The sequence below is a fragment of the Streptomyces sp. NPDC001732 genome (assembly GCF_053596315.1).
On record NZ_JBSFFY010000043.1, the window covers coordinates 22,233 to 48,257 of the forward strand.

The following is a 26,025-nucleotide window of genomic DNA, read 5'->3' on the forward strand; positions in this document are numbered from 1 at the left end:
AGCCTGAATGAGGGTGGAACTGCCGCCGGAGCCGATGCACTTCGTCAACCGGGAGGAGGAGAAGGAACGGGCCTTCCGCGCGGTGGAGGAGTGGCAGGGCCGGTCCAGGCCGTTGGTGCTGTCGCTGAGCGGGCCGGGAGGTCTGGGAAAGACGGAACTGGCCTACCTGATCGCCCGGAAACTGAGCGACCGCTTCCCGGACGGTGTGCTGTCGGTCGACCTGGACGACTTCCGGGCGGGTGGCGAGCTGGACCCCGGTGACGTGCTCGCGCAGCTGCTGGATTCCCTCGGTGTGGAACCGGACTCGCTGGCACGCCAGTTCAAGGCGCGGTGCAGGCAGTACTGGAGCAAGACCTTCGACAGCCGCCTGGTGATCGTCGTGGACAACGCGCGGTACGCCTCGGAGGTCGTCCCCCTGCTTCCGTCGTCGGGCGACAGTGTGGTGATCGTGGCGAGCCACGGCCCGCTGTACGACCTGGCGGACGGCGCCGCCGTCGACCTGGTGCTGCCGCCGCTGGAGGACCCGGCGGCGATGGAACTGCTCGAACTGATCGTCCGGGACCGCCGACTGGCCACCGACCCCGAGGCGGCGCGGACGGTGGTGCGGTTGTGCGGCGGCCTGCCCGCCGCCCTGCACGTCGCGGGCCGCTGGCTGCGCGCACACCCCTTGCGGCCACTCCCACGACTGCTCGAAGAGCTGCGGGCCGAGCTGGACGAGAAGGGGGTCTTTGGGGTGGAGGGCATCTGGGACACGGCCTACCGGGGCCTTTCCCCGTCGGCGGCCCTGCTCTACCGGCTGCTGCCCCACCACCCCGGCGCGACGTTCACACGGGAGTCCGCCACAGCGCTGTCGGGGCTGGGGCCGGAGTCGTGCCAGGACGCGTTGGAGGAGCTGGCCGCGGCCGGGTTACTGGAACTGCGGGTGGCGCGGCGGGCGGAGGACGGCCGGATGAGGCTGCCGGGACCGCTGCACGCGCATGCCCGGCGCCGGGCCCGTGAGCACGAGGCCCGGGGCGAGGCGGCCGAGGCGCAGGTGCGGGTGCTGCGTTGGTACGTACGGCAGGCCCAGCTGGCCGACAGGTTCGCGGCGGGCGCGCGCCTGATCGTCGCGGACGCCCACGGCCCCGTCCCCGATGCTCCGGACGTCCCCCTGGAGGACCCGAGGGAGACCGAGGACCGCGATGCCCGGACCGAACGGTCCGAACGCGCGGCGCGCTGGCTGTACACGGAACGGCACGCGTTGTTCACGTGTGTGCGGCTGGCCCATGCGCGAGGGCTGGACGCGGAGACCGTGGCCCTGTGCGAGCCCGTGTGGACGTACGCGATGGACCACCCTCACCAGTCCGACGTGACCGAGGTCTACCGGCTCGGGGTGAACTCCGCGGCCCGGTCCGGGAACACGGCCTGGCTGGTGCGCATGCGGTGCCAACTCGCCCGTTCCCTCTGGGAGACGGGGCGGCCGGACGAGGCCGGGCGTGAACTCGACAGCGCGTTCGCCGCCCTCGATCTGCTGGGGAACGACAAACCGGACTTCAAGCTCCGCGCCTCGACGATCGAGTTCCGCGGCATGCTCAGCTCCGTGCGGGGCGACTGGACGGCCGCGGTGGCCGACTTCGCCCGGTCCCGCGAGGTGCACCTGGCCATCGACAACGGCTACGGAGCCATGCTCCAGACCTACCGGATGGGCGAGGCGAACGCGGCGCTCGGTGACCTGGAGGCGGCGGCCCGTCAGCTGTCCGAGGCGTACGCAGAGGCCACCGAGCAGGACCGCGCGAGGCTGATCGCACGCACCGGATTCGCGCTCGGCGGCGTCCTGCGACGTCTCGACCGTGCCGAGGAAGCCCGCCCCTTGTACGAGCGGGCACTGGACGGGGCACGCCGCCGGGGTTCCGGATCCGAGCAGGCACGCGTCCTCGACGCGCTCGCCGAACTGGCCGACACGGAAGGCCGGACCGGGGCGGCCGACGGGTACCGGACGGAGGCGGAGACCATCCGGCGGAACAACGGCCTGGCCTAGAAAGGCACTTGGACCCCACCGGGCGTCCGCTGCGCGGGGCCGGCGGAACCGGTGGTACGGGATCGGGCACGCCCGGCCCCGTACCACCGGCAGTTCCTCCTCCCCCGGCTCCGGCCCGTGGACCGGGGCCCGGACCCGCGGACACGTACTCGCCCGCCTGTACATCCAGTACTGCGACACCTGGTGAGGACGGGTGCGACGGCCCTTCCGGGGACGGTTCTCCCGAGGCCGTGCCGTGTTGTATAGGAGAGATGTGACGCAGACAGCCGATCTCCGGTCCTTCGACCGGTTCGCCCTCGACTACGACCGCTTCGTGAGCCTGCTCCCCGGCCGGAACACCGCCTGGCTGCTCGGGCTCGGCCCGGAGGGCGGGCGTGCCCTGGACGCGGGCTGTGGTTCGGGGCACGCGGTCGAGGCCCTGGCGGACCGTTTCGAGGAAGTCGTCGGCCTGGACCTGAGCCGCCCCCTGATCGAGATCGCCGAGGCCAGGAGGGCGCGGCCCAACGTGCGCTACGTGGTGAAGGACCTGTTCGACCTGGAGGACGAGGACGGCTTCGACCTGGTCTACAGCCACACCACGCTCCACCACCTGGAGGACTGCCGCGCGGGCCTGGAACACCTGAAGAGCCTCGTGCGGCCCGGCGGCACCGTCGCACTGGTCGACAACGTGTGTGATCTGTACCCGACACCGCCGCGCAAGGCGTACACCTGGCCCGCGCTGTGGAACTTCCCCGGCGAGATCCGCCGCGTGGGGCTCCGTGACGCATGGTTCCAGCTGCGCTTCTGGCACAGTCGTCCCTGGCTGGCACACCTCCTCAGCGATCGCTACCTGTCGCGCGAGCAGTTCCGCGAGCTGTACGGGAGCGTCTTCCCCGGCGCCCGGTTCGACGACCTCGGCTTCGCCCTGGCAATGGCCTGGACGGCTCCACCGGCCGGGAACGAGACCCAGGCACCCCTCGACGATTCGTCGCCGGGCCCGGCATGATCCAAACGAAAGGTCCTAGATCGCTTGCCCGGCTTCCTCGTCCGTGGCCGGGGCGAGAAGAACGCGATGGGCGTGGCCGCCTACGACACAGGCCAGGGTGGCCGGGCCGAGTGGAACGCCCGGTCGGGCGGATCGCCAGGCATGGACGGCGGACACCGCGGCGGCAGGATCGATGCGGATGATGCGGCCGTCCGTGGACCGGGGCTCGACGTGGACGGCGTGGACGCGTTCGTCGCCGCGGACCGCGAGCACGCACAGGTCCGGGGACACGACGGCCGCGGCCGAGCGGCAGCCCGGGTACTCGGCGAGAGCGTGCCGGGCCCAACCGGCGGCGCTCCAGGCCATGTCCTGCGGAGCGGAGGACGGCGGGCCCGGACGGCGGTAGAGAAGACCGGCCGAACGGGCGAGCCGTTCGCCGGCAGCGCCGTGTTCCACCGCCAGATGGTGTCCGGGCAGACCGGTCCCGGCCGGACGCCGGTCGATCCGAACCCCGTCCGCGGCGACCTCGGCACGTACGTCGAACGCCGCGGGTGCACGGGAGGAAGGTGCCGGAGACGGCAGCAGCCGAGGCGACACGCAGCGGGGCGGTGGCACGAGGCCGAGAAGCGCGTACAGCTCGGTCCGCAGAAGGCCCAACGCCTCTCCCCGACCGGCGAACGCGGCTTGCGCGGCCCTGCTCCCGCTGCCCGGACGGTACGCGCCCAGTGCCTCCCGCACCGTTTCTGCGGCCCCCAACTCCGGTACCCGGCTCAGGAGTTCATCCATCGGGCTGCCGGGGATCAGTTCGCTGCCGCCCCGGTGGACGTTCACCACCGGGCGATCGCGGGCAGCGGAGAAATACAGGGCCGTCGAGCCGTGATCGGTGACGAGCGCGTCGGCGGCGATCAGCACGGAGGCCCATTCCTCGTGCGGTCCCGCGAGCACCATGCCCGCGTCGAGGGCCGGAGCCAGACGCTCGGTCAGTTCGTGGCTGCCGAGGAGACTCCGTTCGTTGGGGTGCACGATCAGCGCCAACTGGTACTCGTCGTACGGCAGATGGGCGGCCAGTTCGGCCGGCAGTCCGGGGCGTCGGCGCAGCAGGGACTCCGGGCCCCAGGTCGAGGTGAGGACGATCAGTTTGCGGGCCCCGGTGCCGAGCGCCGTCCGGTAGCGGTCGCGGAGGGACAGCGAGGCGAGGATGCGTTCCAGGGTGGGGTCGCCGACGACTTTCGCCCTGTCCGCGGCCCGCGGGCTCACCGCGGCAAGCCTGGCGATCTGACTGGGGTGGGCGAGAGCGTGCAGTGCGGTCGGTGGGGCGTTGTCGGCCGGCGTCAGGAATTCCGGGTCCAGCCCGGATGCCGAATCGGCCGAACCCTCGGTCACGATCGACTTGTTGAACCCGGCACCGTGCGGAAGCAGTACGCGGCTGCCGCGCAGTAGTCCCAACTCGCCTTTGGGGCTCGCGGCGAGAACCAGGTCGTACGTGCGTCGGCACGCCTCGTCCCAGGGGATCGTCCGCCCACCGACGGCGTCGATCACGGACAACGCGTCGACATCGAATTCGGAACCGGGCACCAAGGTGAAGAGACGGGTGATGCGGTCATCGCCGGCAAGGGCCGGAAGCGCGTCGAGGAGACGGTACAGGGCTACTGCGGACCGGGCCGCAAGAAGCACAACCCGCCCGTCGCCCGTCGCCCGTCGCCCGTCGCCCGTCGCCCGTCGCCCGTCGCCCGTCGCCCGTCGCCCGTCGCCCGTCGCCCGTCGCCCCAAGTGTCCATCGTAGTGGGGCATTGCTGGTCATTTCCGGGGTTTCCGCAGATGGGGGGTGGTATCTCCGCGCCGTCCGGCGGCGCGGTCCGATCGTACCGCGTCGGCGACCAAGGGGGTTCGGGCGTGATCCACAACGCACATTCGGCAACCCCGGTGCGGGCACCGGCAGGCGACGGGGAGGATGGCGGAATGAGCGAATTGGGAATCGCGCTGATCGCCGCGGGGTCCGCGATCACGGGAGGTGTCGCCACCGGCTGGTTCACCCGTAGCGCGGGATTCCGGCAGGCCGAAGCCGCGCGTCGGGCCGGTGACCGGCAGGCCGACGCATTGCTCGAAACGGTGCGGATGACGCTTCGGGAGCAGGCGGCCGTTCGTCTGCTGGACATTCGGCGTCAGACCTATGTGCGGTTCCTCGGGGCGGCGGAAGCGCGGATCCGGACCGAGCGGACCGGGAGGGGCAGGGGTGACGACGACGCCCTTCTGGAAAGCGCCCTGGGCGAGGTCGTCCTGGAGGGACCGGCGGAGGTCGCCGCGGCCGCGCAGGATGTCGTCGACCGGCTGCGCCGCCACGAATCGCCGGACAGCCTCCTGGGCGCGAAAACGGCTTTCGTCACCGCCGCACAGCAGGTCCTGAACACACCGCCCCCGACTCGGTAAGCAGTAAAGGGGCGGTCGGGGCCGCGCTCGTGGTGGGCGGTCCGGAACCGTCCACCGCGAGCGCGGCCCCTGGTCCTGTCAGCTTTCCTCGTCCTCCGAGCGGCGCTCGCCCTCCGCCTGGGACGGCTCGGTGCGGGTGGTGGCGGGATGCCGCTGTTCCATCGGATCCCTGTCCTCGTCCAGCCGCTCGCCCTCGGCCTGCGAGGGGGTCGAGTACTCGACATTCTTGGTCATGATGGCCGCCTCCGGGGTCGGAACGCGTGCCTGCACGGCGCGTGGTGCCTACAGAACGAGCCTATCGCTCACCCGGCCGGAAGGGGTGGCGAGCAGGTGGGCCGCGGGGTGCGGCGCCGTGGCTCGTTTTCGGCCAGTTGGAAGGGTTCGGAAGGTGGGCCGGGCCGACGGCCGCGAAGATCGACGCCGGAGCGCGTCGCTCCGTATGGCACAGCTGTCACGGCACATCCCACGAGCGACGTCCAGCCGTCCGGCGCACGCCACCCGGCACGCCTCGGTCGGTGCCACCCCCCCCGTGCCCAAGTCCACATCACCGGGCACACGGTTCATCGACGCAGGAGACGGAACATGCAGGCGATCGTTTTCGAGGAGTTCGGCGGCCCCGAGGTGCTGCACCTGGAGGAGCGGGCCGATCCGCGTCCCGGCCCCGGCCAGGTGCGGGTGACGGTGCGGGCGGCCGGCGTCAACCCGGTGGACCACAAGATCCGCAGCGGTGCGATGGAGGAGGTCTTTCCCACCGCTCTCCCTGCGACACCGGGCGGTGAATTCTCCGGTGTAGTCGCCGAGGTGGGCGACGGTGTCACGGGCATCGCGGTCGGTGACGAGGTGCTCGGCTGGAGTGCCACCGGCGCCTACGCGACCTCGGTCCTGGCCGACACCAACGCCATCACTCCCAAGCCGGCCGGGCTGAGCTGGGAGAACGCGGCGGCCCTGCCCATCGTGACGGAGACCGCGGCCCGGGTGCTCGACGCCCTGGAGGTGGGCGACGGCGACACCCTGCTGCTGCACGGGGCGGCCGGCGGCGTCGGTTCGGCCGGGGTCCAGCTCGCGCTGGCCCGGGGCGCGACGGTGATCGGCACGGCCTCTCCCGGCAACCACGCCTACCTGCGCGAGCTCGGCGCGATTCCGGTCGCGTACGGGGAGGGCCTGGTCGCCCGGGTGCGGGAGGTCGCGCCGCAGGGCGTGGACGCGGTCTTCGACGCGGCGGGCCGCGGCGTGCTGCCGGACTCCATCGAACTGCGCGGCGGTACGACCGACCGGATCGTCACCATCGCCGATGCGGACGCCGCGAAGTACGGAGTGGCCTTCTCCGGCGGGCGTCTCGCCCGGACCAACGGGGGGCTCGCGAAGTACGCCCGCGCCGCCACGGAGGGCCGGCTGACGATTCCGGTCGCCCGGACCTTCCCGCTCGGCGAGGCCGCGAAGGCGCACGAGCTGAGCGAGGAAGGGCACGTACGGGGGAAGCTGGTACTGCTGCCCTGACCGGTCGGGTCACCGGACCCGGGACAGTGGCCCCGGCTGTCCGGGCTGCCCCGGCCTTCCCGGGCGAGCGCCGGGTCGGGGCGGCAGCATCGGCTTTTCCGGCCGAGCTCCGGGCCGGGGTGATGCCACCGGGCCGGGGCGGTGCGGCGACGGCCCCGGCCCTGCGCCCGGGGCGGCCGTCGCCGCGTCCCCGGTGCGTCAGGCCGTCAGCGCGCGCCAGGGCCGGTCACGGGCGTCCAGCGGTGAGCCGTCGACGACGCGTGCCGTACGACTGCCGGGGTCGAGCATGACCGTGGCGAGCGTCGCCCAGCGTTGGCCGAGAGGGAGGGCCATGTCGGGCACACAGCACAGCTGCGGCTGCCCCGGACCGGAGACGAGGAACTCCAGCAGTTCGTCCGAGCCCTGCGGCCGAGGCTTCGGGTCCCGGGCGAAACGGGACGCCACCAGGTCGTGGCGGTCTTTGGAATCGGGCTGGTAGAGCTCGGTCTTCTCGGCCGCGCGGGGCACCGGGCTCAGGAAGTGATTGGTCCGGATCAGGGTGCCGTCGGTCGGTTCGATCACGAACACGCCCACCGGGGTGATGTCGGTGGTGACGGCTGTCGTCAGGTCGAAGAGCGTGAAGGAGCTGGAGGCGGTGACGGGGGCGGACCGGACGATCTCCAGCGCTTCCGCGACCGATGCGGCCTCCTCCAGCACGGTGGCGGCGAGGAGGTGGACGGGCACGCCGCCGACGCCGTCCTCGCGGTGCCCGAGAATGTTGAAGTGCAGGGCCAGGCCGGCACTGTTGACGCCGATCTTGCCCAGGATGCCGTGCTCGGTGACCCCGACCACGTCGTGGTGCCCGCCCCGTATCTCGTGCGTGTGCCAGTACGGCGCGAGCTCCACGTGCCAGTCCCAGGTCTGCACGCCGAAGGTGCGCGGCCCGGCCGGGTCCGACCCGAGGCGTCGGGCGATGGTCGAGCACTCGCCGGGGCGACCCGTCCTGCTCCGCGCGAGGATCTCCGTACGCGCGTTGAGGGCGGCCGTCCGCCACGGCTCCACCCCGGCACCGGCGGCGACCCCGTCCATCTCCTCGCGCAGCCGCGGCCGGAACGCGCCGACCGCGTCCGCCGTGCGCAGCGCGTCCTCGCGGACCCCGGCCTCGGTGAGCTGTGCGAGGCGGAAGAGCCGGTCGTAGACCTCCAGGCCACCGGCGAGGGTGTCCCGGAGCTGCTCGCCCCGCTGCCGGCCGCGTGCGAACGGATCGGCCGCGTCGACGCGGATGTGCTGTCGTTCGGTGTTCATTTCTTCCTCGTGCGGTCTTTCGTGTGGTCCGGTTCCGGTGGTGCCGTGCGATGTCGTGCCCGACCGCCAAGGGGAGAGGCCCTGGCCGTCGGGGCCGGTGCGGTCAGTGCGCCCGGGGGGTGGGGGAGGGGCGGTGGCGGCGCATGGGGATCGCGTAGACGGTGGCGGCGATCAGCATGCCGACCGGGAGAGCGAGGTCGAGCCCGCCCGCCGCGCGGGCCAGCGGCCCCGTGTACAGCTCGGTGCTCACGCACAGCAGGGCGGCCGCGGTGCCGGTGACCAGGGCAATGGCCCCGGCCCAGTTGACGCCCCCGGTGTACCAGTACGCGCTGCCCGGGGTCTCGTCCGTGAGCGCGGGGCCCTCGTAGCGGTTGCGGCGCAGCAGGATGTCGGCGGCGTAGATGGCCATGCCGGGGCCGAGCAGGACGACGGTGAGCTGGAGGACGTTGCTGACCGTGTCGAGGAAGTCGGACACGAGCAGCGCGTACAGGGTGAGCGCCACGGCGATGATTCCGTACACCATCACGCTGAGGGAGCGGCGGATCCTGACGCCGACGGCCTGGAGGGCGAGCCCCGAGCTGTACGTGGTCATGGCGTTGATCGCGATGGTGCCCACGACGAGCGAGACCAGGAAGACCGGCGTGAACCAGCCGGGCAGGATGCCTTCGAGTGCGGTCTGCGGGTCGGTCATGTCGATCGCGGTGCCGGCCAGCGTGCCCAGCGCGGTGACCACGACGCTCGGGACGAAGCCGCCGAGTGCCGTCCAGCCCGCGACCCGCGTCGGGGACGTGGCGGGCGGCAGGTAACGGGCGAAGTCGGCACCGTTGTTGAACGACAGCGGGCCCGAGGCGATGAGGGCGAAGCCGCCGAGGAGGGACGCCCACAGGGGGCCGCCGTGGAGCGGTTCGGCGGGCGTGTAGTCCCAGTGGGCGTGCCGCAGGATGCTGACGCCGACGACGGCGAAGACCGCGACCAGGGCCAGGGTGATCGGCAGGTAGAGCTTCAGGATCATGGCGTGGCCGTAGACGCTGATGGCCAGGGTGAGCGCGGCGATGGCCGTCACCGTTGCGATCTTGACTCCGGTGCCCGGCTCGATGCCTGCCTTCCGCAGGAGGGAGAAGGCGGCGATCGCGGCTGCGGACAGGTTCAGGGAGACGTAACAGAGGCAGATGGCCCAGCCGGTGATCGCGGTGTTCACCCGGTTGCCGCGGATGCCGTACATCGTCCGTGTGATCACCGAACTCGGGGTGCCCGAGGCGGGGCCGGAGACGGCCAGGAGCCCGACGAGGGCCCAGAACAGATTGCCCGCCACGATCACGGCGAATGCCTGCCAGAGGGTCAGCCCCATGAGGACCAGGGCGCCGCCTATGACCAGGCACAGGTAGTTGACGTTCGCCGCGGCCCAGACCGAGAACAGCTCCCGGGGGCGGCCGTGGCGTTCCCGTTCGGGAACGTAGTCGATGCCGTGGGTCTCGACGCGTCTGGGCTGATCGGACGTCGGGCGAGGGCCCGGGGCATCCGTCTGAGGGCCGGGAACCGTGGAAGTCATGCGCGCCTCCGCGTGGTGGGCTTACCCACGTACTTGTCTATTGGTCGCACACTCAATAGCATCGGCATCACGGCGTCAAGGGTTCGGCGGCCATCAATCCGGAAGGCTCTGGCCGGTCGACGTGCGGAAACGTCGGACGCGTACGCCGCGACCGCTCGGGCCGAGAAGGCGGAGGAAGCGGAGGGCTGCCCGTCGCGTCGGCCCGGCCGTGGCTTCGGCGGTCGGCCCGGGGTGCGGGGCGTCGCCTGCCCCGGTCGGGGCGTTGTGAAGGTGCGCGGCCGGTCGACGGAGCCGGACCTGACGTGTTCGTTCCGGGCCGCGGGGACTCGGGGCGTTCCTTCGCGCCCGTGACCGCTTGGGCCGTCCTCCTCGGTGGCGTGCGTCGCCGGGCGTCCGGTCGTCGTGTCCACGTCCGGGACTCGCATCCAGGCGTCGCGTTCAGGCGTCACGCCCAGGTGTCGCGTCCGGGCGGCACGTCCGGGTCTCGCGTCCGGGCGCCCGGCGGGCGTCTGATGGAATGCCCCGCATGACTGCTCGCGATGTCGCACGGCGACTGCCGGACATACCCGTACTGCGCAACCTCTGCCGGTCGATGGCGGTGCTGGACGCGATCCTCCAGCCGGACAGCCCGGAGCTGCGGCGGCACGGTTTCGACGCCGACTGGTCCGGTGGGCGGGAGCTGGCCTGGATGGACAACGGGGGAGGGGACGAGTACTCCATCGTCCTCTCCGGCGCCGGGGCGTACATCCGCGGGTTCGACCACGCCTCCCCCATGAGCCCGCACGCCGGGGACGGGACGCCCTGGCCCGGCGTGCTCGACTCCGTCCCGGAGGCGTTCCGGTCCTGTGTCGAGGAGCCGTCCTTCGGGATCGGCGGAATTCCGGCCGTGACCTTCTGCATGTGGCGGGAGGCGGGGGACGGGCAGTGGCGGACGGGAGACGTCGACTTCGACGGCGGCGGAGAGCTTCCGGACGGCGCAGACTGGCTGCTCGACTTCCTGACCGACGGATCACCCGAGAAATACCAGGACTGGGCCACGTACTACTACGACGTACCGGTGGACCCGGCCGCCGTGCGCCATGTGTACGAACTGCGTCCGCTCACCCCCGAGGTGGTGTCCGCCCTGAACCCCGGCACGACCCTGGACCGGCTTGCCGACGGCATCGCCGCCATCGGATACCCGTAGACCCGCCGGCGTCCGGGCCGGAGCGGCCGGGCGGGGCGCGCCGTGGCGCCCGGACCCGGCGCAGGCCGATGCGGTCGGCCGACGGCGCACGTCCCGAGGACGCCCCGCACCCCGAGGGGCCGGGGAGACCCGGAGGAGGCCCGAGGGCGTACGGGGTGCGGCCTCCCGGTCACCCCGTGCGGTCGACGACGAACGGGAGCAGACCGAGGATCTCGCCGAGCGCGGCCGGGGCGAGCGGAACGCTCTCCAGGGTCCGGCGGGCCTGCTCCAGCTGCTGCTGGGCCTCGGCCAGCGCGGCGCGACGGCCGCCCGCCTCCTCGACCAGTCCGGCCGCCCGCCGGGCAGTGGTGTCGTCGAGCGGGATTTTGCTGCCGAGCAGGGCCGCGAGCCGCCGGGCGGCGGGGTGGCCCGTGGCCAGGGCCGCGAGGACGGGGTACGTCTTCTTCAGCCGTCGCAGATCGTTGTGCACCGGCTTGCCCGTGGCCTCCGGATCTCCCCAGATTCCGAGGAGGTCGTCCACCGCCTGGAACGCCACCCCGAGATGCCGCCCCGCCCGGGTGAGCGCTTCGACGGTGGTGGCGGGGGCCCCGGCGAGCACGGCGCCCAGCCCCGCCGCGCAACCGAGCAGCGCCCCCGTCTTGTGCTCGGCCATCCATCGGTACTCGTGCGGCCGCACCGCCTCCGGCCCGGTCCAGGGCCGGGACTCGAAGAGCAGGTCGTCGGCCTGGCCGCGCACCAGGTCGGCCAGGGTCCCGGCCAACTGCCGCACCGCCGCCGCGCCGTGCGGTCCGGGTGCCTCGGCCAGGGTCTGCACCGCCGCCGCGAAGAGCGCGTCGCCCGCGAGGACCGCCGGGCCCGTTCCGTACGCCTTCCACGCGGTGGCCCGCTGCCTGCGGGTCTCGTCGCCGTCCATGATGTCGTCGTGGATGAGGGAGAAGACGTGGATCAGCTCCACGGCGACGGCACCGGCGACCGCTTCCCGCGCCGGTGCTCCGGCGGCCTCGGCGCCGAGCAGCGCGAGAGCCTGGCGCAGCCCCTTGCCCTGCGAACCCGGCACGGGGGTGCCGTCCACCGTGTCCCACCCGAGGGAGAAGGCGGCCATCTCGGCGTGCCACGGGTGCAGGCGCCGCACCGCCTGCGCGAGCGCCGGACGCACGAGGTCGCGGCAGCGGGCGAGCACCTCGGGCGGAGTGGCCCGCCGGGTCACTGGCGATGAGGTCATCGTCGTTCGCTCTTCTCGTCCGTGTCGTCACCGGCCGGTGTCACCCCGAGTTCGGCGTACGCCTTGTCCACCATGTCCCGGGCGTTGAGCAGACCTATTCGGTCCAGGGTGCGGCGCAACTCGTGCAGGTCCTTCGCGGTGTCGTCGCGGTCCCGGCCCAGCCGCGCGAGCGACTTGACGAGGCCGAGCCGGGCCAGTGCCTCGCCCCGGGGTTCGGTCATGGCACGGAACTCCGTGAGCGCCTCCTCGTACATCGCGCGCGCCTCCTCGTAACGGCGGGCGCGGAAGAGGACGTTGGCGCGCATCTTGTGGTTGTAGGCGAGCGCACTGGACAACTTCATTTCCCGGCACGTGAGTTCGGCCTCCGTGAGCAGGGCCAGCGCGCGCTCCGGATCCTCCCGCAGGGAGACGATGTCGGCGATGCCGCGCAACGCCCACGCCCGGCCGCGCCGGTCGTCGGCGTTGCCGGCGAGTTCGGCGGCCTCCTCGAACATGGCCAGGGCGGTGTCGAGCGAGCCCGTGTTGCGGTGGATCTGCGCGATGCCCTCCAGCGCCCACACGGTGTGGCGTGCCTCGCCGCGTGCGCGCGCCTCCGCCAGCAGTTGTTCGTGCAGGGCGGCGACGGTCCGGTAGTCGCCCTGGATCCGCCCGGTCTCCGCGAGCCCCGCGAGCGAGTAGCCACGGGCGACGATGTCCCCGCCGCGCTTGCCCATGTCGGCCGCGAGTCCCAACAGCCGGAAGGCCAACCTGAGTTCGCCGCGCTGACGGGCCAGTGTCCCGCCGCTCCACAACGCCCAGGCCATCGCCCCGAGATCGTCGGCCGAGCGCGCGGCCCGGTAACTGGCCTTCCACGCCCGGTCGGCCTCCGCCACGTTGCCGAGTCTGCGGTGCGCCTCGGCCACGGCGAGATTGCACCGGGCCACCTCCCCGGCGGAGCCGGAGCGTTCGGCCTCCCTCAAGTGGCGTACGCCTTCCGCCAGTACGTCGGTGAGGGAGGAGTTCACCGACATCTTCGTGAGGGCGCCTTGGTACTCGGGCGCCAGTGCCTTGTTGTGCATGGGAGCCTTTCGCGTGTGGCCGGGGCAGCGCCGGGACAGCTGTACACCATGTGTATACATTCGGTGTATAGCTGTTCGGTGTGCGAACCCGGGCACTCGTGGGGGTCGGACGTGGCCTGTCACTCGCGGCGAACCGCCTTGTTGTGGATCAAGACGACGTACGCGCGTCCCGGGTTGCTCGGCGATCAACAGAAGTCGACATCACCGGTACGGGACGGCGACGGCCGGGCACCGCGTCCCGGGCCCGGCGCGGCGCCCGGCCGGACCGCGAGCACACCCGCCGGGACCCGGTCCTCCTTGCGGAGCGCCGATCGCGCCCACTGGATAAGCTCGACGAGGGGCCCGGTACGAGAGGGACGGAGGCTCCCATGACGACAATCGAACCGCGCGACGTGCCCCCTCGCCTCGCCACCGGCGCGTTCATCCTCAACTCCGGCCTGGGCAAGCTGAAGGCCGACGCGGAGACGGCGCAGGGCCTGCACGGCATGGCCTGTGTCGCCTACCCGTTCCTGCAGAGGATCGAGCCCGAACGGTTCACCCGGCTGCTCGCCTGGTCGGAGATCGCGATCGGTGGCACCCTGCTCACCCCCTTCGTGCCGACGCGGTTGGCGGGGCTGGCACTGACGGGGTTCGCGGGGGGCCTGGTCGGGCTGTATCTGCGGGTCCCCGGAATGCGGGAACCCGGCAGCCTGCGGCCCACCGAGAACGGCATCCCCATGGCCAAGGACTTCTGGATGCTGGGCATCGGGCTCGGCTTCCTGGGCGCGAACGCCCGTTCCTCGGCCCCGGGCGCTTCCCGGTGTCGACGGTGCCGGTGCCGGTGCCGGGGCTGAGGAACCCACCCAAGGAGTGATCATGAGTGATTCGGACGAACTCCGCGGCCGCGTACGGCAACTGCGCGCCAAGGCGAAGGACCTGAAGGAGGAGGCCGAGCGGGCCGCCGACCCGAAGGAGCGTCGACGGCTGGAGGACAAGGCCCGCAGGCTCGAATCGGAGAGCGAGCAGGTGAGCGGCATGGCGAGCGGGGACATCTACCCCATGGAATAGCGAGGACGTCTGCCTCGTGGGACGGCGAGGCACCCGTCCCGGGGAACGGGTTCGGGCCCGGGGAATCCTGGCGCCGTGCGGGTGTTGCACAAGGGCGTGAGTTCCGTGATCGCATCCACCCGGTTTTCCGTGCTCGACCGTTCCCGCACCCGCGAGGGGCACGACGGCCCCGAGGCGCTGCGCGACACCGTGCGCCTCGCCGAGGAGGCCGAGGCGCTCGGGTACCACCGGTTCTGGGTGTCCGAGCACCACAGTGTGCCGGGCGTCGCCGGTTCCGCGCCGACCGTGCTGGCCGCGGCCGTCGCGGCGGCGACCTCCACCATCCGGGTCGGTACGGGCGGAGTGATGCTCCCCAACCACCGGCCCATGGTGGTGGCCGAGCAGTTCGGTGTGCTGGAGTCCCTGTTCCCCGGCCGGATCGACATGGGCATCGGCCGCTCGGTCGGCTTCACCGACGGCATCCGCAGAGCACTGGGCAGCGACAGACCGGCCGCCGACGACTTCGCGGCGCAACTGGCCGAACTGCTCGGCTGGCTGGACGGTACCCAACGGACCCACCCGCAGGTCCACGCCCGCCCCGCCGAGGGCCTGCGCATCCCTCCGTTCGTGCTGGCCACCGGAGAGGGCGCGGGCATCGCGGCGGCGGCCGGGCTGCCACTGGTGATCGGAGACCTGCGGGGCCGGGAGGAACTGCTGCGCGCCGTCGAGCGCTACCGACGGGACTTTTGCCCCTCCGCCCGGTCCGCGGAGCCGTACGTGGTCGTGGCGGGCACCGTCGCGGTCGCCGGGAGCGCGCGGGAGGCCCGGCGGCTCCTGATGCCGGAGGCATGGTCCATGGCGCACTCCCGTACCCACGGCGTCTTCCCGCCGCTCGGCCCGCCCGACCGGATCGGGACGAGAACCATGACGGAGAAGGAGCGCCGCTTCTACGAGGACGGGCTGCGCGGCCACCTCCAGGGCACGGAGGACGAGGTCGTCGCCGGTCTGGAAACGGCCATCGAGGAGACCGGGGCCGACGAGGTGCTCGTCACGACCAGCACGTACGACCGCGCGGCCCTGGTGGACTCGTTGCGCCGCCTGGCCCGGATCGCGCGGCTGACCCCGCACGGGGGAGTGCCGGCCGCGCTGTCCTGACGACGCCGGGCAGGTGACCGCAGCGCGCCCGGCCCCGGTACGGCGATCGTGGCTCCGCTCTGCTCCGGGGCGGTCGCGGCCTCGTGCCGTACCTGTCCGGGGGCCCGAGGCGCCTGCACCGGGCCGACCCCGGCCTTCCGCCGAAGAGTCCTCGCGGCCCGGTGCCCGGTGCGTGTCAGTGTTTCCGCGCCGGTCGGTCCAGCAGGCTCGTGGCGATGGCGATCTGGGCCGGGTCCAGAGCGGTTTCGCCGTCCTCGACGTCCCACAGCGCGTTCTGCAGGACACGGCCCAGCGTCCAGCCGACCGCCCGTCCCCGGTCCAGGCCGAGCACCTCGGTCAGCAGGTCGAAGCGGCGGAGCACCGCGCGTGTCGCATCGCCGGTCGCCACCGCCTCCGCCCAGCGGTTGGTCAGCGCCGGCAACAGCTCGAAACAGGGGTCGCCGGCCAGGGGTTCGGGGTCGATGGCGAGCCAGGGCTCCCGTTCGGAGGCGAGGACGTTGTCGTAATGCAGGTCCCAGTGCAGCAGACGGTCACCGGACTCGCCGACGAGTTCGGCCACCGCGGACGCGCAATCGCGCACCAGCCGTCGCTCGGCCGGATCGCTCAGCTCCGGCACCGCGCGGGGCACCTCGTCCAGCATGGCCGCGGCGACGTCGGCCAGGCGCCGGATGTCCGGCGGCGCGGGCACAGCGACCAGCCGGGCCAGCAGCCCGGCCAGGACCTGCACGGCGGCCGTGTCGTCGGCCACCGACGACAGCGGCCGGTCCGAGTCCAGCCGTTCCAGCAGCATGGTGCCGGTGTCCGCGTCGTGGTCGAGCAGGCGCACCACCCCGTCGCCGTTCCACACGCGCAGACCCGACGCGGCACCGGCGTTGTCCTCGGTGAGCTGCTGGAGCTTCAGCACCGCGGGCGTACCGTCCGCACGGGCCACCGGCAGGACGAGGGAGGCCATGCCGTGGTCAGGGGGGCCGTCCGGCCGCAGCGTCCAGCGGTCCAGGAACTCCCCGGCCAGGCCGGGCAGCGCGGCGATCCAGGCCCGGCCGGAGGCACCGCTGTGCCGGCTGTAGCACGCGGCGAAGGCGTCGGGAACGCGGATGGGACCGGAGGGGCTCATGCTCATACGGATCTCTCCTTCGTCGGGTCCGGACGTCGCGCCCCCCGGGCCGCCGGAGCCGGACGGGCCGAGCAGTTGGTACCGGCCGAGGGACCGGCACCCGGCCGAGGGACCGGCACCCGGCCGAGCGGGTGTTCCGTCCGGCCCGGCACATGATCGATAGGTTGTTCCACACGGTTCGGTCGGAGCCGGCCGCTGCGTCTGGGGGCACACATGGGAAATGACATACGGTCACGCGTCTCGGCCTACGCGATGGCTGTCGTGGAAGGCCGACTGCTGTTGACACAACTCTCGGACAGTTCGCCGGTGTTCCCGCCCGGACTGTGGCACCTTCCGGGCGGCGGGATCGACCCGGGCGAGCAGCCGGAACGGGCGCTGGCACGCGAGCTGTACGAGGAGACCGGCCTAGAACCGCGGGAGGCCCGGCTGGTGGCCGCCCGGTCCTACACCGCCCACCGGCTCGGAAGGCACTGGCACCTCGTGGGGCTCTTCTACCGGGTCGAGCTCGCACCCGGCACGCTCGCGGTCACCGAGGCCGAGGGCTCCACCTCCGCCGTCGCCTGGCTGCCCGTGGCGGACCTGACGCGGTCGCAGCTGTCGCCCGCCGCGATCGACGGGCTCGACATGATAGAGGCGCAGGAGGCGCAGGCCGCCGTGCGCCGGGCCGGAAAACCGGATGAGGAACCGGTGGCCGGCGTGGTGGAGTGATGCGATGCACAGTGACGAGTCGATGACCGTGGACCGGGGGCGGTACCCGGACGCGGTGACGCCCTGGGAACGCAGGACATGGCGGGAGGCCGCCCTCGACTGGGCCGGGCAGGGGCTCGCCGCGCACGGGCTGCGCGGGACCGGGCCGTGGAAGGTGCGCCTGCGGCCGTGGTCCGTGCTGGTACGGATGCCCGTCGCGGACGGCGGCACCGTCTGGTTCAAGGCCAACCCGCCCGCCAGTGCCTTCGAGGCCGGGCTGACCGAGGCGCTGTCCCGCTGGGTGCCCGAGCACGTGCTGCGGCCGCTCGCCGTCGACGCGGATCGGGGCTGGTCACTGCTCCCGGACGGCGGCACGCTCTTCCGCGACGCGCTCGACTCGGCCCGCCCCGCCGCCGACCCGCGCGCCTGGGAGGAGCCGCTGCGCCGGTACGCCACGATGCAGCGCGCGCTCGTCCCGTACACCGAGGAGATCGAGCGGCTCGGCGTTCCCGCCGCGCGCACGGCCACGCTTCCCGACGTCTTCGACCGGGTCGTCGAGGAGAACACCGCACTCGGCCCCGCCGACCGCGGGAGACTGCGCGGGCTCCGGCCCCGGCTCGTGGAGTGGTGCGAGGAACTCGTGGCCGTGGGCATCCCCGACACGCTCGACCACTCCGACCTCCACGACGGCCAGCTCTTCGCCGCCGGGCCCGGCCGTTACACGTTCTTCGACTGGGGCGACGCGGCCGTCAGCCACCCCTTCTGCAGTTTCCTGGTCCCCGCCGGGTCGGCCCGTGAGCGGTTCGGCCCCGACGTGCTGCCCCGGCTGCGGGACGCCTACCTGGAACCGTGGACGGGCGCCGGGCGCACGGCGGCCGGACTGCGGCGTGCGACGAGCCTGGCGTGGCGGCTCGGGGCGATCGGTCGGGCCTGCTCCTGGGGACGCCTCTTCCCCGGCGCGTGCGACGACCTCGGCGCGACGGGCGCCGCAGAAGGGGCGCACTGGCTGTCGGAGCTCTTCGCCGAACCGCCGCTGTGACTCCTCGCCCGCGACTCCTCGCCCGCGACTCCTCGTCTGTGGCTCCTCGCCGAATCCGTGACTGCTCGCCCAGCCGTCGCCGCAGGGCCCCGGGGGCAGCGGCGGGTGTTCAGGCGTCGATGCGCAGGGACTTCGCGACGGCCGGAGGCACCGGGTAGATCCGTTCGGGAGGAAGCAGCCGGGTGGCCTGCGCCGCCCGGCCGCCCTGGCCGAGCTTCGCGATCTTGCGGACCTGAGGGGTCACATCGGTGAGACCGACGACCCACTCCTCGGCGAACGTACGGATCAGCCCGCGCCCCACCCCGACCTGGATGCTGTAGTGGTTGAGAGCGGCTCCCCGCAGCGAACGCTCGGGATCCCACTGGACGTGCACGGCGGCCCGGGAGACCGCGGCGGGATCGGACGTCGTCAGCACCGCACGGGACAGGGCCTCCTCCCACCCCTCCCGGGTCATCCGCACGGCGAGGATCCGCTCCTGCCCCGGCTTCCGCGCCCAGTTGCTGCGGTGCATGAGCCACAGGAACGACGGCTTGATCCAGGTCATCCGGCTGAACGAGAACGGCGGCACGAACCGGTTCGCCCGCAGGGCCGGATCGGCCACCGCCGGTGAGTACGCCTGGTAGACGACGATCGTCCGGGCGTCGTAGTCGGCCCGTATCTGGTGCTGCGCGGTCATGGACCACAGGCTGCCAGGGGCGTGCCCGGCCCGCGAAAGGTTTTCCTCCCCGGCCGGGCGGGCCTGCGCGGCTCCGTGCCCCGGCCCCCCGCGGCCGTGCGTCCCGGTCCGTGCCCCGGCCCCCCGCGGCCGTGCGTCCCGGTCCGTGCCCCGGCCCCCTGCGGCTGTGCGTCCCGGCCGGGCGGGCCCCCCGTCGTACGTCTTCGGTGCGGCGCACCAACGAAGGGCCGGTTTTTCGTGCGGCGCCACCAACCGGGCCCGTCCGGCGCCGCCTACCGTCCTCCTGGTGGCGGCGTCGTGCCGCTCCTTCGGAGGTGACCATGGCGAGTACGACAGACCCGACGGCGAGAACCGCGACGGCGCGCGGAGGCCGGCCGGTGGGCCGGACACCGCGGCGGGGCCGCCGCGCTCCGGCCCCGCGCCGGCACCGGGGCGAGCCGACGTGACCGGCCTCCTCACCACTCTGGAGGCCGGGCTGCCGCGGATGCTGGCCGACATCGGGCAACTGGTGTGCACCGAGTCGCCCAGCGAGGACCCGGCCGCGGTCGCCGACTGCGCGAGGACCGTCGCCGGGCTCGGCACCCGGCTGACCGGTGCGGCACCCGAATGGCTCGACGGCTCGGGACGGCCCGCCCTGCGCTGGCGGTTCGGCTCCGGCGACCGGGTGCTGCTGCTCGGCCACTTCGACACGGTGTGGCCGGTGGGCTCACTGGCCACGCACCCCTTCGAGATCACCGGAGGCCGGCTGACCGGACCCGGCTGCTTCGACATGAAGGCGGGCGTGGTGCAGCTGTTCCACGCCCTGTCCGCCCTCGACGACCTGGACGGGGTGTCGGTGCTGCTCACCGGGGACGAGGAGATCGGTGCCCCCACCTCGCGCGCCCTGATCGAGGCCGAAGCCCGCCGTACCCGGGCCGTGCTCGTCCTGGAGGCGAGCGAGAACGGCGCGCTGAAGACGGTCCGCAAGGGCGTGTCGAGCTACGGACTGGGCATCGCCGGCCGTGCGGCGCACGCCGGGCTCGAACCCCATCGCGGCATCAACACGACCACCGAACTGGCCCACCAGATCCTCGCGTTGTCCGCCCTCGCCGACCCGGCGACCGGCACCACGGTGACCCCGACCGTCGCCTCGTCGGGCACCACCCGCAACACCGTGCCCGACGCCGCCCGCCTGCTGGTCGACGTACGGGTGGAGACGGCCGCGGAGCAGGACCGGGTGGACCGTGCCGTGCGCGCTCTCCGGCCGGTGACCGAGGGCGCCTCGCTCACGTTCACCGGCGGCCCGGACCGGCCGCCCCTGCCGGCCGACGCGTCGGCCGAGCTCTTCGAGCTCGCCCGGAGACACGGTGCGGAACTGGGGCTCGGCACCCTGCGTGCAGTGGCGGTCGGCGGCGCGTCCGACGGCAACCTCACCGCCGGAGTCGGCACCCCCACGCTCGACGGGCTCGGGGCCGTGGGCGGCGGGGCGCACGCCGACGACGAACACGTGCTCGTCGCCGAACTGCCCCGCCGCACGGCTCTGGTGGCCCGCCTGGTGACCTCCCTGCTGCGCGAATCGCCGACCGGGCCCGAGGGGGTGGAGAGGTGAACGGAACCCGAGCGGCGGCGGACGCCGCGGCACGGGCGGCACACCGGGCGGGCGTGACCGTGTCGGAGCTGCACCGGCCCGAGGAGATGCACGAGGCGTGCCGGGTGCTGGACCGGATCTGGCGGCCCGCCTCCGGCAACCCGCTGATCCCGCCGGAGCTGCTCCGGGTCTTCGCGCACTCCGGCAGCTACGTCGCCGGCGTCCACCGGGACGGCCGAATGGTCGGATTCTGCCTGGGCTTCCTGGCCGCCACCGGACTGCACTCGCACGTCGCCGGGGTGGACGACGCCCTCCGGGGCCACCACGTCGGCTTCGCCGTCAAACAGCACCAGCGGGCCTGGGCCCTGGCCCGCGACATCACCACGATCACCTGGACCTTCGACCCGCTGATCAGCCGCAACGCCTACTTCAACCTGGCCAAACTGGGCGCGGAACCCAGCGAGTACCTGCCCGACTTCTACGGCACCATGCAGGACGAGGTCAACGCGGGAACCGAGACGGACCGACTGATGGTCCGCTGGGAGCTGACCGGCCCGCGCGCCGTCGCCTCCGCGACGGGCACGCTCCCTCCCGCCACGGTCGGCGGGACGGGCGGACACACCGTGGTCGGGCTGGAGGCCGGACCCGACGGCCGCCCCGTCGCCGGGCACCAGAAGGGCGACACCGTCCTGGTCCGGATCCCGGCGGAGACGGAAGCGATGCGCCGGGACAACCCGTCCCTCGCCCGCGAATGGCGGCACGCCCTGCGCGAAGTGCTCGGCGGACTGATGGCCGAGGGACACGCCGTCACCGGATTCACCCGGGACGGCCGGTACGTGATCGACAGACGTCAGGAGAACCGGACATGAAACTCGTCGGTGTGGAACTGCGCCGGATCGCGATGCCGCTGGTCGCCCCGTTCCGGACCTCGTTCGCCACCCTGAACACGCGGGAGATCCTGCTGGTCAGGGTCGAGACCGGGGACCAGGAGGGCTACGGCGAATGCGTCACCATGGCCGACCCGCTGTACTCCTCGGAGTACACCGCGGGCGCCGCGGACGTGCTGCGCCGCCACCTCGTGCCCGCGCTCACCGCCCTGCCGGACCTCGACCCCTGGGCGGTCGCGCCCGCGCTCGCCGCGTTCAAGGGACACCGGATGGCCAAGGCCGCCCTGGAGACCGCGGTACTGGACGCCTGGCTGCGCACCCACGGGGTCTCCATGGGCCAGTGGCTGGGAGCGACGGCCGCACGGGTACCGGCCGGGGTGTCGGTCGGCATCATGGAATCGGTCCCCGCCCTGCTCGACGCCGTCGACGGCTATCTCGCCGAGGGCTACCGGCGGATCAAACTGAAGATCGAACCCGGCTGGGACGTGGCACCCGTGCGGGCGGTCCGGGAACGCTTCGGCGACGACGTGCTGCTCCAGGTGGACGCCAACACCGCCTACACCCTGGCCGACGCCGCGCAACTGGCCCGGCTCGATCCGTACGGGCTACTGCTGATCGAACAACCCCTGGACGAGGAGGACCTCAGGGGTCACGCGGAACTCGCCCGGCGGGTGCGCACCCCCATCTGCCTGGACGAGTCCGTCGTCTCCGCCCGCTCGGCGGCCGACGCGATCGCGATGGGCGCCTGCTCGGTCGTCAACATCAAACCGGGCCGGGTCGGCGGCTACCTGGAGGCCCGGCGGATCCACGACGTGTGCGCCGCCAACGGCATCCCCGTCTGGTGCGGAGGCATGCTGGAGACCGGCCTCGGCCGCGCCGCCAACGTCGCGCTCGCCGCCCTGCCCGGCTTCACCCTGCCCGGCGACACCTCCGCGTCCGACCGGTACTACCGGACCGACATCACCGAGCCGTTCGTGCTGGAGGACGGCCACCTCGCCGTGCCTCGGGGCCCGGGGATCGGTCTCTCCCCGATCCCGGAGAAACTGGCCGAGGTCACCACCGGGTCCCCCGAGTGGATCGGCCGGTGACGGGCCCGCCGCCGGGGCCGGCCGCGTGACGGTGACTCCGGGCCGCAGTGGGCCCCGCCCGCCGCGGCCCGCCGCGCACGGAGACCGGTCGGCCGAGGGCCGGCCCGCCGGGTACCGCGGGACAGCCCTTACCTTGTGACGATGACGGAACAGTCGCGGGCCGTGCTCGGCCGGATTCTCGACGACCTCGGATCCACTCTGATCGAGGTGGCGGCCGGTGAGGCCGACCGGGCCCGCGCCATCAGCGGAGTGCTGATCCAGGACCCGTTGGACGAACCGGCGAGACTGCCCGGCGCGGTGGTCCTCGGCGTCGGCGTGTACGGGGCCGAGTCCGTCGCCGCCCTGATCGACCGGGCGGACGGGCTCGGCGCGGCGGCCGTCGTGGTCCGCTCCCCGGTCCCGGTGGACGGGCCCGTGTCCGAGGCCGCCGCGCGCACCGGAGTGACCGTCCTCGGCCTGACCCCCGGCGCGTCCTGGGCCCAGGTCGCCGCGCTGCTGCGGTCGCTGCTCGCCGTCGACGAACTGGGCACGGTGGGCGGCCCCGGCGAGTCCGACGGCGCCGAACCGCTCGCCGGGGACCTGTTCGCCCTGGCCAACGCGACGGCCGGACTGCTGGACGGCCCGGTCACCGTGGAGGACCGGAACGGGCGGGTGCTGGCCTTCTCCAGCAGACAGGACGAGGGTGACGACGACCGGATCGCGACCGTTCTCGACCGGCAGGTGCCCGCCGGGAAACTGCGCGCCCTGGAGGCGACCGGAGCCTTCCAGGCCCTCTACCGCAAGGAGGAACCCGTCTACCTGGACGGGCTGTCGGACAAACCCCGGGTCGCGATCGCCGTCCGGGCCGGCGGCGAGATCCTCGGATCCATCTGGGTCGTCGTCGACGCCCCGCTGGACGAGGACCGCACACAGGCGCTCCAGGAAGCGGCGAAGGTGGCCGCCCTGCACCTGCTGCGCCGCCGCACCGGCGAGGACGCGGAGCGGCGGCTGCGCACGGACCTGCTCGCCACGGTCCTGGACGGCGGCACGCACGCACCGCAGGCCGCCGCACGGCTCGGCCTGTCCGCACAGCCCGCCTGCGTGCTCGCCCTCACGGTGACCGGCGAGCCGTTCGCGCCCGACCGGGTCGCCGCCGGTCACCGCGCCGCCGAGGCCCTCGCCCTCCACCTGGCCGCGATCCACCCCCGGACCGCCACGGCCACCCTCAAGGGCGTCACCTACGCGGTCCTGCCCACGGGATCGGACGCGCAGGGGCTGCGGGTGGCCGAGGCGTTCCTCGGCCGCATCGGCGACCGGGTCCCCGCCGTCATCGGAATCGGCCGGCTCGCCGCCCGCCCGGCCGAACTGCGCCGCTCCCGGGCAGACGCGGACCGCGCGCTGCGGGTCCTCGGCTCCGGCCGCACCCGGCGCAGGGCCGCCCGGCTGTCGGACGTCTACGCCGCCGCGCTGCTGGAGGAGCTGACGGACCGGATCGCCGCCGAGGACGACCTGCCGGACGGCCCGGTCGTACGCCTCCTCGCCCACGACGCACAACACGGCACCGCCCTCACGGACACCCTGGACGCCTGGCTGAGCACCTTCGGCGACGTCCCCGCCGCCGCGGCCGCCGTGCACGTCCACCCCAACACCTTCCGCTACCGGCTCAAGCGGCTGGCCGCGGTCGCGGACATCGACCTCGACGACCCGGAGGCCCGGTTCGAGGCGATGCTGCAGCTGCGTCTGCGGCCGCCGCGCACCTGATCCACCGCCCACACGAGGAGCGCGAGCGCGCTGGTCACGGCGCCGAGCAGACACACCGCACCCCACCCGGCCCACGCGTGGACGGTCGTAGAGGCGAGGGCACCCGCGGCGCTGCCGACCGAGTAGAAGACCATGTAGCCGCCGATCAGCCGGCTTCCGGCATCGGGGCGGACCGCGTAGATCAGGCTCTGATTGGTGACATGGACGGCCTGCACCGCCAGGTCGAGGAGGACCGCGCCGATCGCCAGTGCCCACAGCGACTGCCTGGTGAGGGCGAGCGGGAGCCACGCCACGGTGAGCAGGACCAGTGCGGTGCCGGTCGTCCACCCGGCGAGCCCCCGGTCGTGCAGACGGCCGGCCGGCGCGGCCGCCAGCGCGCCCGCTGCTCCCACGAGACCGAACGCCCCGATCGCGGTGTGCGACAGGGACAGCGGGGGTTCGCTCAGCGGGAGGGCGACACAGCTCCACAGGGTGCTGAAGGCGGCGAAGACGAGCAGGGCGAGCAGAGCGCGGACCCGCAGTACGCGTTCCTCGGCGAACAGCACGAGCGTCGAACGCAGCAGTCGGACGTAGCGCATGGAGGCCGGTGGCGTCGACCGGCGCGGCAGCACGCGGGAGAGGGCCAGGGTGAGCACCAGGGTCAGCGTGGCCGAGGCGAGGTAGACCGTCCGCCAGCCCGCGAGGTCGGCCAGCGCGCCGGAGACCGTGCGGGCGAGCAGGATCCCGATGACGATTCCGCTGGTCACCAGGCCGACCGCGCGGCCACGCCGGTCCGGGGCGGACAGTGACGCCGCGAAGGCCACGAGCGTCTGGGTCACCACGGCGAGGAAGCCCACGGCGGCCAGGGCGGCCAGCAGGACCGGCGCGGCGGTCGCCGCGCCGGTGGCCACGAGCGCTGCCGCGAGCAGCGCCAGCTGGGCCACGACGAGGGTCCGTCGGTCGACCAGATCGCCCAGCGGCACCAGCAGGAACAGCCCGAGGCCGTAGCCGATCTGGGTGAGGGTCACGACGATGCCTACGGATGCCGCACCGATCCGGAATTCCTGGCCCAGGGTGACCAGGAGGGGTTGCGCGAAGTAGACGTTGGCCACCGCGGCTCCGGAGGCGACCGCGAAGAGCACCGTGGTGCGCCCGGACAGGGCGGGCACCGGTGTTCCGCCGTCCGCCTGCCTGGTCCTGATCGTTCTCTCGCTGTCGGTCACGGGCACCCCTGGGCCTGTTCGGTTGCAAGTTGCTACCTGACGGACGTTAATGCCGACTGGTAGCATGTTGCAACCGACGAGGTGAAGAGGATCGACATGGTGAAGCGGACACGCCTCGACGACAGCGACTGCCCGGTGGCCCGCTCGGTCGACGCGATCGGAGACTGGTGGGCGCTGCTGATCGTCCGGGACGCGTTCGACGGCAGCCGCCGCTTCGGGGAGTTCCAGCGCAGTCTGGGCATCGCGAAGAACATCCTGGCGACGCGGTTGCGCGAGCTGGTCGGGGGCGGGATTCTCGACCTGGTTCCGGCAGCCGGCGGCGGCGCCCGCCACGAGTACGTGCTGACCGCCAAGGGCAGGGACCTCTTCCCGGTCGTCGTGGCGCTGCGGCAGTGGGGCGAGGCGCACTTCTTCGACCCCGGCGAACCCCACTCGGAGATGGTCGATCTGCGCCACGGCCGTACCCCCCGGCCGCTGGAGATCCGCGCGGCCGACGGACGCCTGCTCGGACCGGACGACGTCACGGTACGAAAGGTCGAGCGGCCCGGGGCGTCGGCACCCGCGTAACGGCCCGAGGAGCCCGCCCCGTCACCCACCGCTCCGCCCCCCGGACAGCCGATCAGGACGCGCGCCCGCCCGC

Annotated in this window: 24 protein-coding genes; 15 read left to right on the forward strand and 9 right to left on the reverse strand. The window is 73.1% G+C overall.

The features are described 5' to 3' along the window. Window positions 1–7: 7 nt before the first annotated feature. Window positions 8–2,017, forward strand: a complete 2,010-nt coding sequence (locus tag ACWCXX_RS29710; protein WP_451132564.1) for an NB-ARC domain-containing protein — start codon at window positions 8–10, stop codon at window positions 2,015–2,017. A 253-nt stretch (window positions 2,018–2,270) separates the two neighbouring features. Then, window positions 2,271–3,002: a class I SAM-dependent methyltransferase gene (locus ACWCXX_RS29715; RefSeq protein WP_451132566.1), complete on the forward strand. Its 732-nt coding sequence runs from the start codon at window positions 2,271–2,273 to the stop codon at window positions 3,000–3,002. 15 nt (window positions 3,003–3,017) lie between these two features. Here the strand turns inward: ACWCXX_RS29715 and ACWCXX_RS29720 are convergent, their stop codons facing one another. Further along, the gene (locus ACWCXX_RS29720) at window positions 3,018–4,556 is read right to left on the reverse strand and encodes a translation initiation factor 2 (RefSeq protein ID WP_451132568.1); all 1,539 of its coding nucleotides are present in this window, start codon (window positions 4,554–4,556) and stop codon (window positions 3,018–3,020) included. 384 nt (window positions 4,557–4,940) lie between these two features. On the opposite strand from ACWCXX_RS29720, the gene ACWCXX_RS29725 reads away from it, so the two are divergent. Beyond that, window positions 4,941–5,408 carry a hypothetical protein gene (locus ACWCXX_RS29725; protein WP_451132570.1) on the forward strand — a complete coding sequence of 156 codons (468 nt, stop codon included), beginning with the start codon at window positions 4,941–4,943 and terminating at the stop codon, window positions 5,406–5,408. Window positions 5,409–5,486: 78 nt separating this feature from the next. Here the strand turns inward: ACWCXX_RS29725 and ACWCXX_RS29730 are convergent, their stop codons facing one another. Then, window positions 5,487–5,642, reverse strand: a complete 156-nt coding sequence (locus ACWCXX_RS29730; protein WP_451132572.1) for a hypothetical protein — start codon at window positions 5,640–5,642, stop codon at window positions 5,487–5,489. Window positions 5,643–5,990: 348 nt separating this feature from the next. On the opposite strand from ACWCXX_RS29730, the gene ACWCXX_RS29735 reads away from it, so the two are divergent. Further along, window positions 5,991–6,905: an NADP-dependent oxidoreductase gene (locus ACWCXX_RS29735; protein WP_451132574.1), complete on the forward strand. Its 915-nt coding sequence runs from the start codon at window positions 5,991–5,993 to the stop codon at window positions 6,903–6,905. A 198-nt stretch (window positions 6,906–7,103) separates the two neighbouring features. On the opposite strand, the gene ACWCXX_RS29740 is transcribed toward ACWCXX_RS29735, so the two are convergent. Then, on the reverse strand, window positions 7,104–8,189 hold the full coding sequence (locus ACWCXX_RS29740) for a C45 family autoproteolytic acyltransferase/hydolase (RefSeq protein WP_451132576.1): 1,086 nt from the start codon (window positions 8,187–8,189) through the stop codon (window positions 7,104–7,106). 103 nt (window positions 8,190–8,292) lie between these two features. Next, on the reverse strand, window positions 8,293–9,738 hold the full coding sequence (locus ACWCXX_RS29745) for a purine-cytosine permease family protein (protein WP_451132578.1): 1,446 nt from the start codon (window positions 9,736–9,738) through the stop codon (window positions 8,293–8,295). A 526-nt stretch (window positions 9,739–10,264) separates the two neighbouring features. On the opposite strand from ACWCXX_RS29745, the gene ACWCXX_RS29750 reads away from it, so the two are divergent. After that, complete coding sequence (locus ACWCXX_RS29750; protein WP_451132580.1) at window positions 10,265–10,924, forward strand: hypothetical protein; 660 nt, start codon at window positions 10,265–10,267, stop codon at window positions 10,922–10,924. Between the two features lie 169 nt (window positions 10,925–11,093). Here ACWCXX_RS29750 and ACWCXX_RS29755 read toward each other — a convergent pair whose 3' ends face one another. Further along, window positions 11,094–12,146 carry a polyprenyl synthetase family protein gene (locus ACWCXX_RS29755; protein ID WP_451132582.1) on the reverse strand — a complete coding sequence of 351 codons (1,053 nt, stop codon included), beginning with the start codon at window positions 12,144–12,146 and terminating at the stop codon, window positions 11,094–11,096. Then, window positions 12,143–13,204 carry a tetratricopeptide repeat protein gene (locus ACWCXX_RS29760; RefSeq protein WP_451132584.1) on the reverse strand — a complete coding sequence of 354 codons (1,062 nt, stop codon included), beginning with the start codon at window positions 13,202–13,204 and terminating at the stop codon, window positions 12,143–12,145. Before ACWCXX_RS29760 ends, ACWCXX_RS29755 begins: the two co-directional genes overlap by 4 nt. 368 nt (window positions 13,205–13,572) lie before the next feature. Between ACWCXX_RS29760 and ACWCXX_RS29765 the strand changes: the two genes are divergently transcribed. The 3 genes from ACWCXX_RS29765 to ACWCXX_RS29775 all read left to right on the forward strand — a co-directional run bounded on the left by ACWCXX_RS29765 (window position 13,573) and on the right by ACWCXX_RS29775 (window position 15,385). After that, window positions 13,573–14,037: a hypothetical protein gene (locus ACWCXX_RS29765; protein ID WP_451132586.1), complete on the forward strand. Its 465-nt coding sequence runs from the start codon at window positions 13,573–13,575 to the stop codon at window positions 14,035–14,037. A gap of 22 nt (window positions 14,038–14,059) precedes the next feature. After that, entirely contained in the window at window positions 14,060–14,251 is a 192-nt protein-coding gene (locus ACWCXX_RS29770; protein ID WP_451132588.1) for a DUF6381 family protein, read from the forward strand. 105 nt (window positions 14,252–14,356) lie between these two features. Beyond that, the gene (locus ACWCXX_RS29775) at window positions 14,357–15,385 is read left to right on the forward strand and encodes an MsnO8 family LLM class oxidoreductase (protein ID WP_451132590.1); all 1,029 of its coding nucleotides are present in this window, start codon (window positions 14,357–14,359) and stop codon (window positions 15,383–15,385) included. A 175-nt stretch (window positions 15,386–15,560) separates the two neighbouring features. Here ACWCXX_RS29775 and ACWCXX_RS29780 read toward each other — a convergent pair whose 3' ends face one another. Further along, window positions 15,561–16,499, reverse strand: a complete 939-nt coding sequence (locus ACWCXX_RS29780) for an aminoglycoside phosphotransferase family protein (protein ID WP_451132617.1) — start codon at window positions 16,497–16,499, stop codon at window positions 15,561–15,563. A gap of 213 nt (window positions 16,500–16,712) precedes the next feature. Between ACWCXX_RS29780 and ACWCXX_RS29785 the strand changes: the two genes are divergently transcribed. Then, window positions 16,713–17,207: an NUDIX domain-containing protein gene (locus tag ACWCXX_RS29785; RefSeq protein WP_451132591.1), complete on the forward strand. Its 495-nt coding sequence runs from the start codon at window positions 16,713–16,715 to the stop codon at window positions 17,205–17,207. Between the two features lie 4 nt (window positions 17,208–17,211). After that, complete coding sequence (locus ACWCXX_RS29790; protein WP_451132593.1) at window positions 17,212–18,225, forward strand: aminoglycoside phosphotransferase family protein; 1,014 nt, start codon at window positions 17,212–17,214, stop codon at window positions 18,223–18,225. A 109-nt stretch (window positions 18,226–18,334) separates the two neighbouring features. On the opposite strand, the gene ACWCXX_RS29795 is transcribed toward ACWCXX_RS29790, so the two are convergent. Next, window positions 18,335–18,901 carry a DUF4291 domain-containing protein gene (locus tag ACWCXX_RS29795; protein WP_451132595.1) on the reverse strand — a complete coding sequence of 189 codons (567 nt, stop codon included), beginning with the start codon at window positions 18,899–18,901 and terminating at the stop codon, window positions 18,335–18,337. Between the two features lie 484 nt (window positions 18,902–19,385). On the opposite strand from ACWCXX_RS29795, the gene ACWCXX_RS29800 reads away from it, so the two are divergent. The 4 genes from ACWCXX_RS29800 (at window position 19,386) to ACWCXX_RS29815 (ending at window position 24,183) form a co-directional block, all read left to right on the forward strand. Further along, window positions 19,386–20,489: a M20 family metallopeptidase gene (locus tag ACWCXX_RS29800; RefSeq protein WP_451132619.1), complete on the forward strand. Its 1,104-nt coding sequence runs from the start codon at window positions 19,386–19,388 to the stop codon at window positions 20,487–20,489. Continuing rightward, window positions 20,486–21,337, forward strand: a complete 852-nt coding sequence (locus ACWCXX_RS29805) for a GNAT family N-acetyltransferase (protein WP_451132597.1) — start codon at window positions 20,486–20,488, stop codon at window positions 21,335–21,337. The genes ACWCXX_RS29800 and ACWCXX_RS29805 overlap by 4 nt, the downstream gene beginning before the upstream one ends. Then, the gene (gene menC / locus ACWCXX_RS29810; protein WP_451132599.1) at window positions 21,334–22,443 is read left to right on the forward strand and encodes an o-succinylbenzoate synthase; all 1,110 of its coding nucleotides are present in this window, start codon (window positions 21,334–21,336) and stop codon (window positions 22,441–22,443) included. The genes ACWCXX_RS29805 and menC overlap by 4 nt, the downstream gene beginning before the upstream one ends. A gap of 141 nt (window positions 22,444–22,584) precedes the next feature. Continuing rightward, window positions 22,585–24,183 carry a PucR family transcriptional regulator gene (locus ACWCXX_RS29815; protein ID WP_451132601.1) on the forward strand — a complete coding sequence of 533 codons (1,599 nt, stop codon included), beginning with the start codon at window positions 22,585–22,587 and terminating at the stop codon, window positions 24,181–24,183. Here ACWCXX_RS29815 and ACWCXX_RS29820 read toward each other — a convergent pair. Further along, window positions 24,078–25,391: an MFS transporter gene (locus ACWCXX_RS29820; RefSeq protein WP_451132603.1), complete on the reverse strand. Its 1,314-nt coding sequence runs from the start codon at window positions 25,389–25,391 to the stop codon at window positions 24,078–24,080. The genes ACWCXX_RS29815 and ACWCXX_RS29820 overlap by 106 nt on opposite strands. Window positions 25,392–25,481: 90 nt before the next feature. On the opposite strand from ACWCXX_RS29820, the gene ACWCXX_RS29825 reads away from it, so the two are divergent. Next, complete coding sequence (locus ACWCXX_RS29825; protein WP_451132605.1) at window positions 25,482–25,952, forward strand: winged helix-turn-helix transcriptional regulator; 471 nt, start codon at window positions 25,482–25,484, stop codon at window positions 25,950–25,952. The last annotated feature ends 73 nt before the right edge of the window (window positions 25,953–26,025 follow it).